We start from the raw sequence: 17,986 nt of genomic DNA on the forward strand, positions 1-17,986 counted from the left end.
GAGAAAAAAGATGAAACAGTTACTGCTGGTGGCCCATGCTCCTTCCGAAAACACCCGGTTAATGGCGGAGGCCACGTTAAAAGGGGCCCGACATCCGGATATTGACGCAGTGCAATGTCGCTGGATTGAGCCGCTGAAGGCGACACCGGAAGATGTTCTGGGCTGTGATGCAATTATTCTGGGAACGACTGAGAATCTGGGCTATATGAGTGGCGCCCTGAAAGATTTTTTTGATCGCTGCTATTACCCCTGTCTGGAGGCAAAGCAGGGCTTGCCCTGTGCTCTCTATGTTCGCGCAGGTCATGATGGTACCGGTACCTGTCGCGCCGTAGAAACCATCTGTACCGGTTTGCGCTGGCACTGGATTCAGCCCCCTTTGGTGTGCAAGGGGGATTGGCAGGAAGAATTTTTACAACAGTGTGAGGGGCTCGGTATGACCATGGCCGCAGGTTTAGATATGGGAATTTATTGATCTGTGTCGCAGTTTTCTGATCAGAAAATAGCCAGCCTGATTGTGCAGTGCGGAAGCTGGTATTATACTTACGTCTGAATGTTGATCAGATCAGGAGATACGCCCATGAAGCAATCGGTGTTTACCGGAATAGAGTGTGATGATCGCCGTATAGCCAGTGAGCTTCAGGCGATGGGATACTATGATGAGTATGGTGCAGAGTCCCAGTCTGCTGTTAGCAGAGTGATCGATGCTGTCGGTAATTTTGTCACCTGGATGCGCTGGAAAGGTGAAGTGGGTGTATATGGTTGCCGTGTAGGTGCCGATTATGCCCGCTACATGGAAGCGAAAGTCAGCGCCTGATCGTCAGTTCCCCTCTCTTTTGAAAGCCGCTCTCTGAGCGGTTTTTTTGTTACTTTTATTTTCTCCGCCGAAAAAAAACTAATTTCAAACTTTTGTTTGATTACTCAGAAATATCTCCTATGCTTTTTTTTACCTGTCTGGATCAGAGATAAAACAATAAAGATACAGGCCTGCCCAAGAGATATGAAACTCTAGAAGTCTGATGGTTACGCTTTACGTCACTCTTAGATAACGTCCCTGGTTACAGGCGGTATCCTTACTTTATTCAGGGTGAATCTATCGTGCATCAGGAAAGCTATCAGCAGGATCGCTACCAGGTAAGGGTTCTGGGTGTAGGAAATGCAGATGTTCTGTCGATCGGACGTTTTCATCAACGTCTTGGGTTAAGCAAACAGGACTGTATACGCCGTATTCTGACGGCCCCGTCAGTTTTACAGTCTGAGCTTGATATCCGTTCAGCAGAAGCGATGGTTGAGGTACTCAGGGGAGCTGATCTTCCCTGCGAGCTGGTGCCCCAGAGTGAACAGCTTATCCCGTCTCAGGAACGCTTTGAAATAGCGGTTTATATCACCGACTTTACCCATATTACCTCGTTTATTACCGATCTTGCGCTGTTCACCGGGCAGGGGAGTGAAGAGTTGCTTCGTTGCCTTGCTAAAACTCCTGCCATCATTCTTGGAAACCTCTCGGAAAACGTTGCTGCAGAGCTGGTAACCCGTTTCAGTAAACCCGGTATCGAGTTGATCCGGTCCTGTAGCGCAACCGCCAGATATACGGTGGTTGCCTATGCTCCTGGGGGGGATCAGAGCCTGGCTGACTACTATCGGACGTTTGGTTTGCAGCGGGCAGGTGATCAGGCTGAACAGACCCAGTGCTGGCAACTGACTGACCTGACACTGGAGAAAGCCCAAACCCTTTGGCAGCAAGCCAATGAGCTGCATCTGCCGCTGGTGATTCATAATCAGGATTATTACCGCTTTGATCTGCTGCTCAAATCGGTTCCCCTCGATGCCGCCGCAAGGCAACAGATCTCCCGGGTGCTGGCAGAGGCGCTGGGGATACCTGAACATCTGCATCAACGACTTTTTGAACAGCTGCCCATGGTGCTGAAACGCTGCATCAGGATTAATGATTATGACTCTGTACTGACCTCACTGGCGGCGCAGGGGGGTGACGTGACAGCAGAGTGGGTCGGTGGCTTTCGCTTTGATCTGCGGTTTGACACGGGGGAGCAGCGTGCCCGGTTAGAAAAATTATGCGCCGCGATTATGGGGCGCCCTCTTACATTTACAGAGTCAGGTGGTGGCTGGTCGGTGAAGGCCGATGCCAATCTGCATCAGGGGTTGTGGATTCAGTACGAGGCAGCCCAGTCAGGTATTCATTGCAGACTGATGAGAAGTGGACATGAGTAACTCAGAGATCCCCAAAGTTAAACTTGATGCCGTTCTTGAGCAGGTAGGCAAAAGCCTGCGTCAACAAAAGTATGAAGCCGCTCTGCTAATGCTGCAAAAACTGTTGCAGGCCGGTATGGCGCAACAGTTTCCCCTGTTACTGCAGCGCTATATTTCAGAGTTGGTGTTTGAGTGTCTGGAACTGGCGGGAGAGGACCAGGCGGCGCTGGAGTATTGCGAACGGGCGATAGCCGAGTATGAAGAGAAGCGGGACTGTGCGTCTGCCGCGGTAGCCAATGATCTTGCTCTGCTCAGGTTTCGCAGAATCTGCCTGTTGGTCAAGCTGGATCAGCATCTGCAAGCCCGAGACGCCGTAGACGCGTTTCAACACTCCCGTTCATTACAGGACAAAATCCGATATCACAAACTGTTTACACGCATTCTGAAATACTCCAGCGCAACAAGAAATCAGCTGTTGAGAGAGCAGAAACAGATGGGTTCGTTTCAGCTGTCACAACAATTAATCGTGTCAGCATAACTCAGCGAGGTCAGGGAGATGAATTTTGATAATCAGGTAGCCGGGATGACGCCGGGACAGGCGCTGATGGATGTGCCTATCCCGAAGTTAATTGAAAACACCGCCAAGGCGATTGCCGCTGCGCAGTATGAACTGGATTCTACCTCAGTACGTGCGGCAACCATGCTGAGTGAAACCCGGATCAGTTTTAACGATGTTGATGGCACCTCTCGGGAACGGAGTCTGCTGGAACTGGGTTTTATCCCTCAGTTTTACCATTTCAAAGAGACGGAGATGGAGTTCAAAGTGACCATCTCTGTGCGGGTTGAAGCTGGTATCGATTTCGGTGTGGAAGCCGGGCTCGGCACTACCGAGAGTGCGGGGTTGCCTGTCGCTTTTGCTGGCACTATCTCGTTCGATCTGCATCATAAATATGAGTTTGATATGGAAGCAGTTTCTCGGATAAAAACCACCATGAAATCGGTTCCACCCCCTCAGGCGTTTCTTGATGCTATTCGTAATCATGCCGCCTCGGGTGGGGGATCAATCACTGCGCCTGATGGCCCGGCACCAACGCCAGATCCAGTTGAGCCTGCACCTGCAGACCCTGCCGATCCGACGCCGGCAGACCCTGCCGATCCGACGCCGGCAGACCCCGCTGATCCGGCAGATCCTACTGATCCAACCCCGGCAGATCCAGGCTGACAGAGGATTGATCTATGTCCAATAGCAAAGTGATGGCCTCACTGGAAAAATCTCCACTCCCGGGTCTGTTGACCCAGTTAGGGACGGCGATTGCATCAGCTCAGCGGGAGCTGGACAACAACTCCATTCAGATGGCGATGCAGCTGGGCGATGCTGAAGAGCATGGTGTTGATATAGGCGATGGTGAGAAGGTTTCACTGATATCACTGGGATTTGCTCCGGTGTTTTATCATTTCAATGAGGCCACCATCGATATCAGAGTGTCGCTGTCAACATCGACCACCACTGAAACCAAATTCGGCACCTCGGCAACCGTTGGTGGAGCTTACTATTTTGTCATGTTTGCCGCGACGGTCAGTGCCGAATTCAGCAATAAATACAGCTTTTCGTCCGAGGCCAGTAGCTCAATTACTGCCCGGATCTCGTCCATTCCACCGCCCAATGCCTTTCAGAACTGGATTGCCAGCAGGCAGCAGGCTGCTCAGCCCACTGATACCGAATAAAGATGATCTAACAGCTACAGGTTAGCAAGGAGAGAACTATGTCGATCGGTCAGGAACTACTTAATGTCCCCATGGGGGAGATGATAAGAGAGATGGCATTTGCAATTGCAGATGCTCAGTATGAACTGGATGAGGCCAGTATCCGCGTAGCTCAGATGATGGGCGGGCGGGTGCCTATTCTGGATGAGGCCGGCACGGTTACCGGAACCGAAGATACGCGGGTCTATTTTGGTACCGATGAGGATGATAAAGCGCAGAAAGTCAGCATGCTGGAGCTGGGATTTTCACCAACGTTTTATCAGTTCACCAACAATATTATCGAGGTCAAAATAGCGATTAAGATTGTGCGTGAAAGCTCCTATACCCGCAATACCAAAACCACGGGGACCAGCCGTAGTAAGCCTGCTTTCGGTGGCTTTTTTGGCGGTAGTTCCAAGCTGAGAACCACCACCGTGGATGCAACCTACTCCAGCAAATACAGTTATAGCGCAGAGGGTGCGAGTCTGTTGCGCTGTAATCTGGTGCCTATTCCACCACCTGCCATTTTTGAAGAGCGGGTAAGAGATCTGTTTGAGACGGACGAAGAAGCTGATGGTTAATCACGCAATCTGAAGGAGAGCAGTTATGGCCAGACCAAGTATCGGACGTGAACTGAGCGATGTCCCCTTTGGCGAGATGATCACCAGCATGGGGCTTGCGATTGCCGAAGCGCAGTATGCGATGGATGAAACCAGTCTCAGACTGGCCCAGATGATGGGCGGTGAGTATGAGGTGCCAGAAGTTGATCCGATTACCGGCGATATAACCACCGTTACCAAGAAATCGCTGGTGAAGTTTGATGGTGAGGAGATGTCGCTGATTGAGCTTGGGTTTACCCCAACCTTCTATCAGTTCACTGAATCACTGATAGAGATAAAAGTCTCGATCAGCTTCACGCAGAGTTCAGAGTTTGAGCGCAAATCATCGACTAAAACCATCAGTGCGATGGCCGGTGGTTTCTTAGGCATGGGGATGGCGCGGGCCAGGACAACATCGGTCAGTGCCCGGTATGCCAATAAGTTTAACTATAGCGCCGAAGGCTCAAGCCTGATGAGAACCAAGATATTACCGACCCCGGCACCCGCTGTACTGGAGGAGCGGATCAGGGCGATTGTAGAACGTAACAAGCCAGCGCCTGCCGATGGCTAAGCCGTTAAGGGAATAGTTGTTAAGGGATGAGCCGTTAAGGGATTAGTTATTAAGGGATAAGTTTTAGGGAATAGTCTGATGGCGACCGAGTATCTTGACTGGACCTCGCTCGAAGCTGTAGCCGACCCCGCTGATGATCAACCAGCGTTAGATTCATCCGGGCGGAATAGCGGCAGCAGTGAGCAGCCCCGGCAGCGTGCGTTAACTGACCTGCTGGAGATGGACGATGTTCCGGATGAGCTGAAACAACTGGTCAATCGTCAGCGGGAGCTGGAGCAGCAGCTGGATCAACTGACGGGCAGCACGCCGTTGCCGGACTGGAATGAACAGCGCTTTGTGATGCCCCAGCATAGTGCTGAATCCCGGCTGGCAGATAAACACAAAGCGCAGCGTCTGGAGGAAAATCGCAGCCGTGTCAGGCAGCAGCTTAATCAACGACAGCTATCACGTTTGCAACTTGAACGGGGGCTGAAAGAGGCTGAGCTCGCCCGGCATGAAAAACTCAGGCAGAAAAAAACTCAGACTCTGCAGTTGCAGCAGCGTCTGAGTCAACTGGAGTTGGAAAAGCAGAGGGCGCAACGGCATAAGGCGCTGATCAGGTTAAAAGAGCTTCAGCGGCAGCTCGATCAGAACTATCAGCGACAGCAACGAATACTGAAACGTGCGTTACACCAGCGTCAGGAACTGAGACAGGCGACGGTGCGGGAGATGGCTAAAAGGCAGCGTCTGCAACAGGCCAGTGTGGCTCAGCGGCAGGAACAGCAGCAATGGCAGGCCCGGAGAGCCCGCTTGCAGGTGATGCAGAAAGCGGCTCTGGCAGAGGCGCGGATGCAGGCGCGGCAGCAGCAGGAGGATATGCTTGAATCGCTTATCCGCCGTGCTGAAACACAGCGTGAGCAACGCCTGGCCGAATTATCCCGGCAGCGGCAAGCGGTTCGCGCGGAAGAGAGACGAAAGGCTGCCAAACAGGAACGAATGCAATTTTTCAGTTGATCAGGACCTGGAGAGATTTGAATGGATGATGTAGCGAAAGGGCAAAATCTGGATGATTTTCTGATCAATCTGGCGGATGGGCTGAGTAAGGCTCAAAGCCGGTTGAATCAATATCCGGTCATGAATGCGATGGGGCAGCAAAGCATGGTCTACCACATCCCCCGTATGGAGTTTGAACTCAAACTGCAGATGACTGCGTCAGAGGCGCCGGCATCGTCCGGGTCGGGTGGACGCCTGCCACTGCAGAAAAAATCCCGGGTGCAATTTTTACCGGTGAAAGCATCACAACAACACAGTAGTAGCTCTGCCACCAGTATTATCAAAGGGGTGTTTGTTGCAGCTCCGCTTGATTCTACCGTGGCGCAGGTTCAGCTCAGCCTCAGTGTTGAGAAGAAGAGTGCGCGCAAAGCTCAGGTTAACATTGTTGTTCAGGCGGCCCCGGGTCACTCGGTGCAGGGGGCTGTTGTGGAGCTAAATATTGATCGCGAGCTGTCGGAAAAGCTCAATAAGACCCCGTTAAAACCCGCCACCCGACTTGAACAGGCCTCTCTGGCGTTGAATCAGGAGGGCAAAGCTTCAACGGAGCTGATGATCTCCAATCAGGAGTCAGAAGGGCAGATTATCGCCCTGATAGCCGATCTTTTCGGGCAGACTCAGACACTTTTGTACCGCTTTGAGCAGGGATGATGACCTATGGCAATCAAAATCAAAGCCGCATTACGGAACAGCGATAATAAAGCGTTGGGCAGTACCGATGCACAGCTGTTTTTCTATACCCTGAATGGCGGGACAAAGCTCATTGCATCGGGGCGTAGCAGTGCAAACGGTGCACTGACTATGTCGACTAATACCCGTATCAGTGATTTTTTACCCCGCGTTCTGCTGAAGGTTAAACTGAATAATAAGTGGGTGAATGCCAGTAATACCCCAAAATCCTACAGCCAGGCGACCATTGATTTCGGCACGGTAAAACTGAGCAGTGAGCCTGTGCTGACGCTGGCGACAACCACTTTACATGCTATTCCGGCAGTTACTGCAGGTGCCACAGCGGTCGCTGCTGATACTAATAAGCTCAGGTTATTAGAAACTCAGAATCTAAAACTGACCAATGAGACGAAAAATCTGACGGAGCAGTTGAAGAGCAAAGAAAAGGCGCGCAAGTCACTGGAGACAGAGCTGCAGAGCCGTCCCACTGTGCAGATGCTGAATGCCGAGAAAACTCAGGTCAGGGATTTAACCGCGCAACTTAAGGCGAGGGACGAGCGGATTACCCAGCTGGAGAGGGGGAGCGGACAACTGAGTGAGATCAGCCGTCAGCTGGAACTGAAAGAGCAACAGCGTAAGCAGCTGGAGGTTGAGCTCAATAAACGGCCCACAGTTGAGATGCTCAACATACAGAAGGGGTTGGTGACCGATCTTAAGGGCCAGCTTAAGTTGAAAGACAACCGCATAGCGGAGCTGGAAGAGCGGATTAGCCGGGGTGGGGCTACAGTCCCGATCAAATCAACAACCGTTAAAAGTGAAGATCTGATCTTTTCTACATCCCAGGCGATCTCTCGTGCCAGTGACAAACTGGTTAAACAGGGAGGCTATCGCATCAGCAAAGCCAGCGTCGATCTGAAAGTTGTGGCGTCAGCTAACCACACCGATCTGATGTTGTTTGAAAGTGCGGATGACCTTGCCCGTATCCCCTCAAACTGCTTTGGCAACGTCAGCTTCGATATTGATCTGACCGATACCGGGGATACCGAAACTCCCGCCGCTACCGATCTTACAATGCCTGATGTTACGGGCTATACCCGCCAGCTTGCCGAGCGAAAACTGGATGGATTACAGGATCAGCTGTTCTGGTATGAACAGCAGTTATCTGAAAAAGATCCTTTTTCCGCCGGGCAGATCATTCGTCAGCATCCGAAAGCAAATACCCCATTGCAACCTGATACTCAGATCATTCTGATCATTGGTGTCGGTATCTGATTATCAAGGAGACAATTATGGCAGATAACCCGTTTTCAACCGTACTGGCTGCCCCGTTGGGCGACATGATTGCCGAGATGGGGATTGGTGTTGCTCAGGCGCAATATGCGATCGATGCAAAAACCATTGAGAATCTGAAACAGATCTACAGTCTGGATGATGAGCTGCTGAAAGAGATGCGCCGTATCGGCTACCGGCCCACCTGGTATGTGATACCGGAGGCTGAAGCCGAGATCAGCATGGCACTGACGATACAGCAGACAACAGGCAGCGACCGGAAAGTTAAAACTGAGATCAGAGGTACCTCGGTTGATGCTTCATATCAGAATCAGTATGACTTCAAAATAGAGGGCGCCAGCACGCTGAAACTGACATTCAGACCAGTTCCTGCGCCGCTGGAGATTGATAACATGCAGGTTGTTCCGCTGCTGTCAGGCATTCCTCTGGGAGAAGCTAAAGCGCTGCTGGAGAAGATCGGTATCGAGTACAAGGTTTCCAGGGCAAACGCAAAAGACAGCGATATTGTTGCCTCGACGACGCCTGTGGCTGGGTCATTTATCGATGCAGGCAAACACATCTTGGTAGGCGTATAAGCGCCTGAGGAGTCTGGAATGAGTAATGGAGGTCAGCGGATCGAATCGCTGTTAAGACGCATTTCACAGCAACAAAATGCGCCGGCTGGGGAGATGTTTGATCTGCAAAATCCGATAGCCGGAGGTTTAGGCCGGGTCAGCTCAATGAGCCTGATCAATAACAGTCGGCAGAATCAACAGGGCTTCAGCAGTCTGATCTCAACCATGAGAATGCTGCATGATATGCCGGGACAAAACTCCCAACAGCTACAACGGAATCTGGATCAGCAGTCGGCATGGCCTGACCCCAACGCAGTTCCGATGCCTCCAGGGGATAGTCAGTTCGATACAGAACCGGATCCTGCGACAGATGGAGATGAAGAGCCCGATTAATAACCCCAACCGAAACACGAGCTGGTAAATCCCGCTTTGCCAGCCTGAGGTCCCGGTGTTAGTTAAACGTTAAGGAGTAAACCGATGTGCAATGATGTGTGCGAAGCCAGTACTCCGGGCGCTGATGTCAGTCAGGAGTTTGCCTGTATCAGTGATGCGGTGAACTATTCTGAGATTTATAACCAGCAGATTGATGATGTCCGCAATGTGGAACGCAATGAGCGAACCCGGACCGCAGGTGTATTTCTCTATCGAATCGCCAATTTCGATTATCCATTGGTTCGGGTCGAGCTGGATGCCTATCGTCAGGCGAATGGTCCGACCACTATCGGCGAACTGGCGCAGGTGCTGCATCTTGAACGCGCGACCCTTTTTAACCGTATTCTGGACTGGCATGCGGGGCCTAATGGTCATGTCAGAGCGTTTCTCTACCGGCGTTATGTGGGGGGAGATGCGACCACGGTCGAGGATCAGGTTGCCGCTTTGCGAGAGATCAGGCAGGGCGGCTCAGGTGTGCCTGTTTATCATCGCTGGCGATTACCCTCTGGCAGGAATTACCGCCTGATTTTGCCAAGAAGTGAAGCCCTGGAGCAGGAGATCGCCCTGAATCGTACCGCTCTGGTTTCCGCAGATATTCAGCAACTCAGCGCGTTACTGTCTGCTGAGATGGATGACGCTATGGCTAAAGCGGAGCGGGTCGCTGCAAATCAACAGGCGCTGGGGAGGATTCTGCAGCCATACAGACAGGAGTTGGGAGCGCTTGAGCTGTTAATGGAGTTTATCGATCTGGCTGAGGTTAACCCCGACTCAGCTTACTCCTCATCTGAGCAGGCGAAGATCGATACGCTGCAGAGTAAACTCAATACGCTGAAAGGTCATGCCGACAGCACATTTGGACGCGAGCCCACTCAGAGAGCCCGCTCACTGCAGCAGGCGATCAGACGGGATACCGATAGTCTGTATTCAATGCTGGAAGGTGACAGTCGTTTGAATGAACTACTGGCCCAGGCTTGCGATAGTGATTCAATGATTACCAGCAGTTTTATGCATGGTGTCTATAGCAAGCTGGGTGCCTGTTACCGGGTTCTCATGACCAGCAATCATGCTGAAACATTGATAACTGAACGTTTGCAGCCGGCCCTGGAGATGATTGTCAGTAATGAGTGGCGCAGTTTTGTCAATCCATCCTGTCTGGCTACCGTTGCCGGAAAGCTGAGTATTGTGCCAACCATTGCCGGTAACCTGCCGGGACCACCGTCGTTACTGATGGTGGTGATGGAAGCATCAATGCCAAAAATAATACAGATGGCTTCACTCGCTCCCAGTGCCGGGCGTATTTTGCGTGACCTTACAGTCGAGGTCACCGCTGAGTTAATTGGCATGGTGGGTTCGAATAAGGGTGAATTTATCCGTCGCCTGAGCTCATCCGATCCTGAAGAGGTCTTACAGGTGAAAGAGTGGAGTCGGGGGGTAGTCAACTCCGAGGTAATGAGCAGCCCAGGCTGGGGCGTTTTCATGTCGATGATTACCGGCATCCTCTTTCTCAATGCTTTCGTCAGTGCCGCGACTACCACGACTGACAGTATGATTACCCGAATTCGCTTATGGGGAGACACGGTGGCTCAGTTTTCCAACTTTGCTAACTCGCTGATCCAGGCGCTACAGCGGTTTAAGTTTGTTCGTCAGGGCGTACTCGGAACCGCCGGGACAAGCCGGGTGTTGGGCATTATTGGATCTCTGGCAGCGATCGCCTCCAGCACTGCGCTGATGGCCGAAGAGTATCGCACCCGGGATTATGCCGGTATGACGGTGGCAGGCTTTGGCTTGGCCAGTGGTGTTCTGAGTCTGGCTGGATTTATGTTGTGGATGTCTGCAGGAACAATAGAAGTGCCCCCATTGGCCGCGGTGCTATTTGTAGCGGCCCTGATCGTGGGCCTGGTCGGAGCCATTATCGGGCTGTTCACCTCGGATTCCAATGGTGAAGCGTTGGTTGAGGGGCTGGTTGAGCATATGGCTGACGCCGACCTGTTCTCCCGGCAGCTACGTGGTGATTCGCGCCTGAATCGCTATTATGAGGATGTCAGACGATACCATCACAGTGTCACCATTAATGACCTGCGCAGTAGTGCCAGAACGGCACTGAACTATCTGTTTGGTCTTGATCAGATCACAGATTCAGAAAAACGGGAGCAGACCGTCGATTTGATCGACTCACTGATTGCGTAGCTGGGAGCTGGTTTAGCCTTAGCGTTTCAGTTGCTGAAACAGCACCCCACCGATGATGAGTATCAAGCCGATAACGGTTGAGATCATGATCGGTTCGTTGGCAATTGTAGCGAGCAATATCAGAGACAGAGGTGGCGACAGATAGACCAGATTGCTTAGCTGGGCTGTGTTATCGGTCATTCGCATCGCCTGCATCCACAGCAGAAAGGCAAACCCCATTTCAAAGGTGCCGATATAGATGCCGCCAGCGACCGCCTGCCAGGGGATCAACGTCATTTCACCCTGCAGTAGCAGAAGGACACTCAGAATGGGCAGGCTCAGGCCAAAACATAGTAGTAGTGAGACGACGGCGTCTCTGGGCTTGCGGGTATTCAGAATCCAGTAACTGGCAAAAAAAACTGAACTGCCCAGCCCCAGAGCGACCCCCAGGGGGTTTCTGAACTCCAGTGCCAGCAGATCTCCCCGGGTCGCGATAACCAGCACTCCGCCGTAAGCCAGCAGAATGCTGATCACGTTTTTCAGGGTGAATTTTTGTCCCAGAAACGGTACTGCGAGAATGCTCAGCACCACCGCCCAGGTATAGTTCAGTGCCTGGGCCTGTTGCGCTGGTAGCCTATCGTATGCGGCGAACAGAATCAGATAATAAAGGGTTGGATTGAGCAGTGCTAACAGCAGAAAGTAACCGGGTGACTCTTGCAGATACTGGCGTGCCAGGGGAAGTTTACGCTGCGCAATGGTGGCTACCGAGAGAATAACAAAGGTCGTGGTTACAGCGATCCAGAGCATCTGCAACGGGCTGATGATAGACAATGTCAGCTTAAATGCGGTGGCCACAGTGGACCACATCAGCACCACAGAGAGTGCCAGAATAAGTGAGGTGCGGCTCAACGTGTTGTCTCAGAACAGATCAAAGCAGCTTCGATTCGATGTCTTTGACATCTTCCATCACGACAAAGGTGCTGGTTTGAGTGACATAGGGCAGAGAGGAGATTTTTTCCCCGAGCACTTCGCGATAGGACTCCATTCCTGTGGTGCGGACTTTAAGCAGGTAATCAAAATTAGCGGCGATCATATGGCATTGTTCGATCTCAGGAATTTCACGAACGGCAGCGTTGAATGCGTGCAAGGCTTTGGTTTTGGTATCACTCAGCGTTACCTGAACAAAGGCGACATGCTTTGTCCCGAGTTTTTTCTGGTCGACCAGAGCGATGTAACCGAGGATATAACCCTGTTCTTCCAGACGCTTCATACGGATCTGGCAGGGTGTTTTCGACAGACCGACCCGAGAAGCCAGTTCTGTGACTGTGATACGGGCATGTTTCTGCAGCTCACGCAGAATCGCCATATCCAGCTTGTCCAGTTTATCCAAATTATCCATACGATTTCACAGTTCTGGTTGTTCGTTTGTTTATTTGATCGTTATGAGAAGGATACGGCTAAAAAAAATAAAAATACAGTGAAAAAGACTTCTATTCTTTTCCTATACTTTGATATTAACTAATACGTCCCGTTTTTTATGCCTATCCTATTACTCATACAGGAATAAGAAAAATGGGGTATCAGCGCCAACACCTCTGTTTCTTGGGCGTTGTATCAGCCGATACAGAGAATAATAACAATCCGGTACCTGCCGGGCGTCGCGAGTGCTATCTGGAGTCTATACAAAATGCATGATTTATTGGGACTGACCAAATCTCAGATTATCGATCTGATCAGCGAAAAGCTCTCTGCTCAGGCGAGCAAGAGTATGCAAGCATCGATGCAACTGTTCACACAAAAGTTTTTTAGTGTCGCTGCGCCGGAAGAGTTGCAGAGCCGTTCACTTGAATATCTCTGCGCTACAGCGTTGTCATACTGGCAACTGCTGCAGGATTACAAAGCACCAGACCCCGATGTCAGAGTTTTCAACCCCGACTACGAACAGCACGGCTGGCACTCAAACCATACGGTGATACAGGTTCACAATGTGGATGTGCCGTTTCTGGTGGATTCCGTCAGAATGGAACTCAATCGTCGTGAGCTGGCGATACTGAGCATTAATAACTGTGTCCTGGCATGCGAACGAACCCGCACCCACAAGCTTAAAAATCTTAAATCGGCCCGTGAACGTGATGAAAATACTCAGGTTGAATCGCTGATCTATCTGGAGATTGAACGTCACTCCGATCAGGCAACTCTGGATGAGATACGTGATGGTCTGTTAAGAGTGCTGGCTGATGTGAAAGCCGTGGTCGATGATTTTCTGCCCATCAAAGAGAAAGGGCAGGAAATTAAAGAGGAGTTGCGGCTGCGTGATGCAAACAACCCTGAGATTAAAGAGATCCGTAAACTGCTGGACTGGTTAATGGATGAGAACTTTATCTTCCAGGGCTATGAAGAGGTTGCTATTCGCCAGGAAGAGGGAAAGGTTTTTGCTGATACGGTTAAAGGTTCGCAACTGGGTACCCAGCGCAACACGACGGTATGTAAAGAGCTGAGTCATCTGGAACAGCAGTTTGTGCTGGCTGAGAAGGTGGCAATGTTCAGTAAAGATGTGGTGCGCTCCACGGTGCACCGGCCGGTGTACCGGGATCTGGTCATAATTAAGCGGTTTGATGAGCAGGGGCGGGTGTGCGGAGAGTGTCGTTTCTACGGCCTGTATACCTCTTCGGTCTTCCTGACCAATCCGTTGCGGATTCCTGTAGTGCGGCTGAAACTGATCAGTATTCTTTCTGAGTGTGGTTTTGAACCGGGTGGTCACAGCCATAAAGCACTGGTGCAGATCCTGACCGATATGCCCCGGGAAGAGCTGATTCTGGCACAAACCAGCGATCTGAAGCAGACCAGCTTTGGTATCTTTAATATGCAGGAGCGTCGTCGGGCCTGCCTGTTTGTCCGCCAGGATACCAGTAAGCGTTTTTATTCCTGCCTCTACTATATCCCCCGCGACCTGTATACCACCAAACTGCGAAACTCGGTATTAAACCTGCTGTATAAAGGGTTGCATGGGCGGGATTATGAAGCCAACTCTCAGATCTCTGAATCGGTTTTGTCCCGCACCCATTTCGTTATCTATGCGGATCCCGATCAGCAGGTTGAAGTTGATCTGAGAGCCATTGAAGCCAGGATTCTGGAGATTTCACGTTCCTGGGATGATGATCTGAATCTCAACCTGATTGAAACCTACGGCGAAGAGAAGGGCAGCCGCTTTGTCAACCGTTTCAGTGGTGGTTTCAGCTCTGCTTATAAAGAGAACTTCTCCACGGGTAACGGAGTGTATGATCTCCAGCATATCTCTTATCTGCAGTCGCCGGATGCGATTGCCATGAGTTTTTACCGCTCATTTGAAGAAGCAGAGGGGATTCTGAAGTTTAAGCTGTTCAGTGTTGATCGTCCTCTGGTGTTGTCCGAAGTGATCCCGCTGTTGGAAAACCTGGGGCTTAAAGTGCTGAGTGAACACCCTTATGTGGTGACTGACCGGGATGGTAAACAGTTCTGGATCAGCGATTTCCGGGTTAGTTACGGACCGCAGGCCGTGGTTGAGCTGGATAAGGTGAAAGTGATTCTGCAGGAAGCCTTTGCCAGAGTCTGGGATGGGCAGGCTGACAGTGATGAGTTTAACCGTCTGGTTATTTGCGGCAACCTCAACTGGCGTGAAGTCGCCATGCTGCGAGCCTATGGTCGCTATATTAAACAACTGCGTTTCGGCTTCTCTCAGCCGTTTCTGGCGGATGTTCTGGTGCGTAATGTTGACATTAGCCGGCAGTTGGTAGAGCTGTTCCGCTGCCGTTTTCAACCTGGCCAACAGAATCCTGGTCAGGAAGAGAAAATCGAGCAGAATATCCTCAGCGCGCTGGACGGGGTTAGCAGCCTTGATGATGATAAGATCCTGCGTCGCTTTATGGTGGTCATTAAAGCGACCCTGAGAACCAACTTTTACCAGCAGAAAGCAGGAGAAGATAAATCATACTTCTCTTTCAAAATTGATTCTCAGTCGATTCCGGATATTCCGCAACCGAAACCGAAGTTCGAAGTATTTATCTATTCACCCCGCATTGAAGGGGTACACCTGCGGGTGGGTAAAGTTGCCCGGGGTGGTCTGCGCTGGTCCGACCGGATGGAGGATTATCGCACCGAGGTGCTGGGGCTGGTGAAAGCTCAGCAGGTGAAAAACTCGGTCATCGTACCGATGGGCGCCAAGGGCTGCTTTATCTGTAAGCGGATGCCGGATACCGCTGATCGGGAAGTGATTCAGGCCGAGGGTATCGAGTGTTATAAAACCTATATTCGCGGATTGCTGGATATCACCGATAACCTGATTGCCGGTGAAGTGGTTCACCCTGAATCGGTGGTGCGCCATGATGAGGATGACCCCTATCTGGTGGTTGCCGCAGATAAGGGCACCGCAACCTTCTCCGATATCGCTAACTCGATTTCCGAAGAGTATGGTTTCTGGCTGGGTGATGCGTTTGCGTCCGGCGGCAGTCAGGGGTACGACCATAAGGGAATGGGGATTACTGCCCGGGGGGCCTGGGAGTCGGTTAAACTTCACTTCCGGGAGAAGGGGGTCAACACTCAGTCTGAGCCGTTTACTGTGATTGGTATTGGTGATATGGCGGGTGATGTGTTTGGTAATGGTATGTTGCTCTCTGAAACGATCAGTCTGGTAGCGGCGTTTAACCACATGCATATCTTTATCGATCCCGATCCTGATGTTGCCAGCGCATTTGTTGAACGGAAACGGATGTTTGAACTGCCACGATCCAGTTGGGCAGATTATAACAGCAAGCTGATCAGTAAAGGTGGAGGGGTGTTTGCCCGGTCGGCTAAATGGATCGATATTTCACCCCAGATGAAAAAGCGCTTTGCGATCTCCGCTGATCGCCTGGCCCCGAATGATCTGATCAACGCCTTGTTGAAAGCCCCCGTTGATATGTTGTGGAACGGCGGTATCGGAACCTACGTTAAAGCGACTCAGGAAAGCCATGCCGATGTTGGCGATAAAGCTAATGACAGCGTGCGGGTCAATGGTTGTGAGCTGAGATGCAAAGTGTTGGGCGAGGGAGGCAATCTGGGGTTCACCCAGTTAGGACGGATCGAATTTGCTCTCAATGGCGGTTCGTCTAACACCGACTTTATCGATAATGCCGGCGGTGTGGACTGTTCCGACCACGAAGTGAATATCAAGATTTTGCTGAATGAACTGGTCAGCCAGGGTGATATGACGATGAAACAGCGTAATCAGCTGTTACGTGATATGACCGATGATGTCGCAGAGCTGGTGCTGAAAAACAACTACCGACAGGCGCAGGCACTGAATATCGCTGAGGCTTTTTCCCGGGAGTCCCTCGATGATTATATCCGCCTGATTAAAAGCCTGGAACGGGAGGGTAAACTGAATCCGGAGCTGGAGTTTTTACCCACGGAGAAACAGCTTATACAGCGCCGCGAGCAGGGGCAGGGGTTAACCCGGCCCGAGTTGTCAGTATTGATCTGTTATGCGCGGATTGAGTTGAAGCAGGCGCTGATTAATTCCTGGATTACCGAGGATGAAGGCTTTTCCAGAGAGATGGAGACGGCGTTTCCGGCGCGTTTGCTGAAGGAGTTTCCTGAGGCAATGCATAACCACCGTCTGCATCGGGAGATTACCGCCACTCAGATCGCCAATGATCTGATTAACCGGATGGGAATCACCTTTGTAAATAACCTCAGTACGGCGATCGGTGTCAGCTATGCTCAGATCGCAGCGGCATATATGGCAGCCCGTGAGATCTTTAATATTGAGCATCAGTGGCAGCAGATTGAAGCACTGGACAATCAGATACCAGCGGATCTGCAGGTTGCCATGATGCGGGACCTGATTCAGCTGCTTGGCCGGGGTACGCAGTGGTTGCTGAGACATCATCGTGACAGTCTCAGTATGCAGGGCTGTCTGGAGGTTTATAAACCAGCCATTGACCAGGTAGTGGTTTCTGATAAACAGATCCATAAAGTGATTCCAGCCGATCGTCTGAAGGAAAAATATGAGAGTTATACCGGAGCGGGAACTCCGGGTCAGTTGGCAGCCTTCTGTGCCGCCAGTGAAAATATTTACTGGTTGCTGGATGTGATCGATGTTGCCCGCGAAACCAATGAGGATGTTGAGCAGGTAGCGAGCACCTATTTTGGTGTGGGGACCAGCCTCAATCTGATCTGGCTGGATAAGCAGATCCGTCAGTTTGTTGCGGTTAACCACTGGCAGGCACTGGCCAAAAACAGTTATCGGATTGAACTGGATAACCAGCATCGGGCACTGACACTGAAAGTTCTGCAGACAGGGGAGCCGGGAAGTAGTGTCAAACAGCGGCTGGAGCGCTGGCAGCAGGAGCGGGCGGTGCATCTGGAGCGTTGGCATTACACGCTCAAGGATATTCAGAATACCAAACTGATTGACTGCTCGATTTTCGCAGTGGCGCTGAGTGTGCTGCTCGAACTTCGTTAACGCAACCATCATTGTAAAAAGCGGGGTCGGCATCTGTCGGCTCCGCTTTTTTTATGTCTGAAAAGCAGGTGTCTGTGATGCGGTACTCTGTTTGAATAAAAACCTACAAAATCTCACTTAAATAAAAGGATGTTCTTTTATTTTTGTTTAAATAGGAAAAAAGGCTGCTTTTTGTTCTGTAAGCTATGTCGCTTCACTGTCTGCATTTGGGTACTACATAGTATCGCAGCACAGACTCTGTGTTTCA

The 17,986-nt window shown here is 51.2% G+C and carries 17 protein-coding genes; 15 read left to right on the plus strand and 2 right to left on the minus strand.

Going from position 1 to position 17,986, the window contains the following annotated elements:
- Window positions 1-10: 10 nt before the first annotated feature.
- The 14 genes from OCU43_RS07835 to OCU43_RS07900 all read left to right on the plus strand — a co-directional run bounded on the left by OCU43_RS07835 (window position 11) and on the right by OCU43_RS07900 (window position 11,279).
- Window positions 11-472: a flavodoxin family protein gene (locus tag OCU43_RS07835; RefSeq protein ID WP_091353123.1), complete on the plus strand. Its 462-nt coding sequence runs from the start codon at window positions 11-13 to the stop codon at window positions 470-472.
- Between the two features lie 105 nt (window positions 473-577).
- On the plus strand, window positions 578-814 hold the full coding sequence (locus tag OCU43_RS07840) for a hypothetical protein (protein WP_091353126.1): 237 nt from the start codon (window positions 578-580) through the stop codon (window positions 812-814).
- Window positions 815-1,095: 281 nt separating this feature from the next.
- Complete coding sequence (locus OCU43_RS07845; protein WP_091353129.1) at window positions 1,096-2,226, plus strand: hypothetical protein; 1,131 nt, start codon at window positions 1,096-1,098, stop codon at window positions 2,224-2,226.
- On the plus strand, window positions 2,219-2,743 hold the full coding sequence (locus tag OCU43_RS07850) for a hypothetical protein (protein ID WP_091353130.1): 525 nt from the start codon (window positions 2,219-2,221) through the stop codon (window positions 2,741-2,743). Before OCU43_RS07845 ends, OCU43_RS07850 begins: the two co-directional genes overlap by 8 nt.
- Before the next feature lie 18 nt (window positions 2,744-2,761).
- Complete coding sequence (locus OCU43_RS07855; protein ID WP_091353135.1) at window positions 2,762-3,427, plus strand: hypothetical protein; 666 nt, start codon at window positions 2,762-2,764, stop codon at window positions 3,425-3,427.
- Between the two features lie 14 nt (window positions 3,428-3,441).
- A complete protein-coding gene (locus tag OCU43_RS07860; protein ID WP_091353138.1) occupies window positions 3,442-3,930 on the plus strand; it encodes a hypothetical protein in 489 nt (162 codons plus the stop codon).
- 38 nt (window positions 3,931-3,968) lie between these two features.
- Window positions 3,969-4,529, plus strand: a complete 561-nt coding sequence (locus tag OCU43_RS07865) for a hypothetical protein (protein WP_091353141.1) — start codon at window positions 3,969-3,971, stop codon at window positions 4,527-4,529.
- 25 nt (window positions 4,530-4,554) lie between these two features.
- Window positions 4,555-5,118: a hypothetical protein gene (locus tag OCU43_RS07870; protein ID WP_091353143.1), complete on the plus strand. Its 564-nt coding sequence runs from the start codon at window positions 4,555-4,557 to the stop codon at window positions 5,116-5,118.
- Window positions 5,119-5,196: 78 nt separating this feature from the next.
- On the plus strand, window positions 5,197-6,111 hold the full coding sequence (locus tag OCU43_RS07875) for a coiled-coil domain-containing protein (protein WP_091353146.1): 915 nt from the start codon (window positions 5,197-5,199) through the stop codon (window positions 6,109-6,111).
- Window positions 6,112-6,132: 21 nt separating this feature from the next.
- Window positions 6,133-6,798 carry a hypothetical protein gene (locus tag OCU43_RS07880; protein ID WP_091353150.1) on the plus strand — a complete coding sequence of 222 codons (666 nt, stop codon included), beginning with the start codon at window positions 6,133-6,135 and terminating at the stop codon, window positions 6,796-6,798.
- 6 nt (window positions 6,799-6,804) lie between these two features.
- Window positions 6,805-8,088, plus strand: a complete 1,284-nt coding sequence (locus OCU43_RS07885) for a PASTA domain-containing protein (RefSeq protein WP_091353153.1) — start codon at window positions 6,805-6,807, stop codon at window positions 8,086-8,088.
- A 17-nt stretch (window positions 8,089-8,105) separates the two neighbouring features.
- Window positions 8,106-8,681: a PASTA domain-containing protein gene (locus tag OCU43_RS07890; RefSeq protein ID WP_091353155.1), complete on the plus strand. Its 576-nt coding sequence runs from the start codon at window positions 8,106-8,108 to the stop codon at window positions 8,679-8,681.
- Between the two features lie 18 nt (window positions 8,682-8,699).
- The gene (locus tag OCU43_RS07895) at window positions 8,700-9,053 is read left to right on the plus strand and encodes a hypothetical protein (protein WP_091353157.1); all 354 of its coding nucleotides are present in this window, start codon (window positions 8,700-8,702) and stop codon (window positions 9,051-9,053) included.
- Between the two features lie 84 nt (window positions 9,054-9,137).
- A complete protein-coding gene (locus tag OCU43_RS07900) occupies window positions 9,138-11,279 on the plus strand; it encodes a hypothetical protein (protein ID WP_091353160.1) in 2,142 nt (713 codons plus the stop codon).
- Window positions 11,280-11,297: 18 nt separating this feature from the next.
- On the opposite strand, the gene OCU43_RS07905 is transcribed toward OCU43_RS07900, so the two are convergent.
- On the minus strand, window positions 11,298-12,167 hold the full coding sequence (locus OCU43_RS07905) for a DMT family transporter (RefSeq protein WP_091353162.1): 870 nt from the start codon (window positions 12,165-12,167) through the stop codon (window positions 11,298-11,300).
- A gap of 19 nt (window positions 12,168-12,186) precedes the next feature.
- The gene (locus OCU43_RS07910) at window positions 12,187-12,648 is read right to left on the minus strand and encodes an Lrp/AsnC family transcriptional regulator (protein WP_091353915.1); all 462 of its coding nucleotides are present in this window, start codon (window positions 12,646-12,648) and stop codon (window positions 12,187-12,189) included.
- A gap of 297 nt (window positions 12,649-12,945) precedes the next feature.
- On the opposite strand from OCU43_RS07910, the gene OCU43_RS07915 reads away from it, so the two are divergent.
- Window positions 12,946-17,739: an NAD-glutamate dehydrogenase gene (locus OCU43_RS07915; protein WP_091353164.1), complete on the plus strand. Its 4,794-nt coding sequence runs from the start codon at window positions 12,946-12,948 to the stop codon at window positions 17,737-17,739.
- The last annotated feature ends 247 nt before the right edge of the window (window positions 17,740-17,986 follow it).

This window comes from Amphritea atlantica (assembly GCF_024347255.1).
GTDB lineage: Bacteria > Pseudomonadota > Gammaproteobacteria > Pseudomonadales > Balneatricaceae > Amphritea > Amphritea atlantica.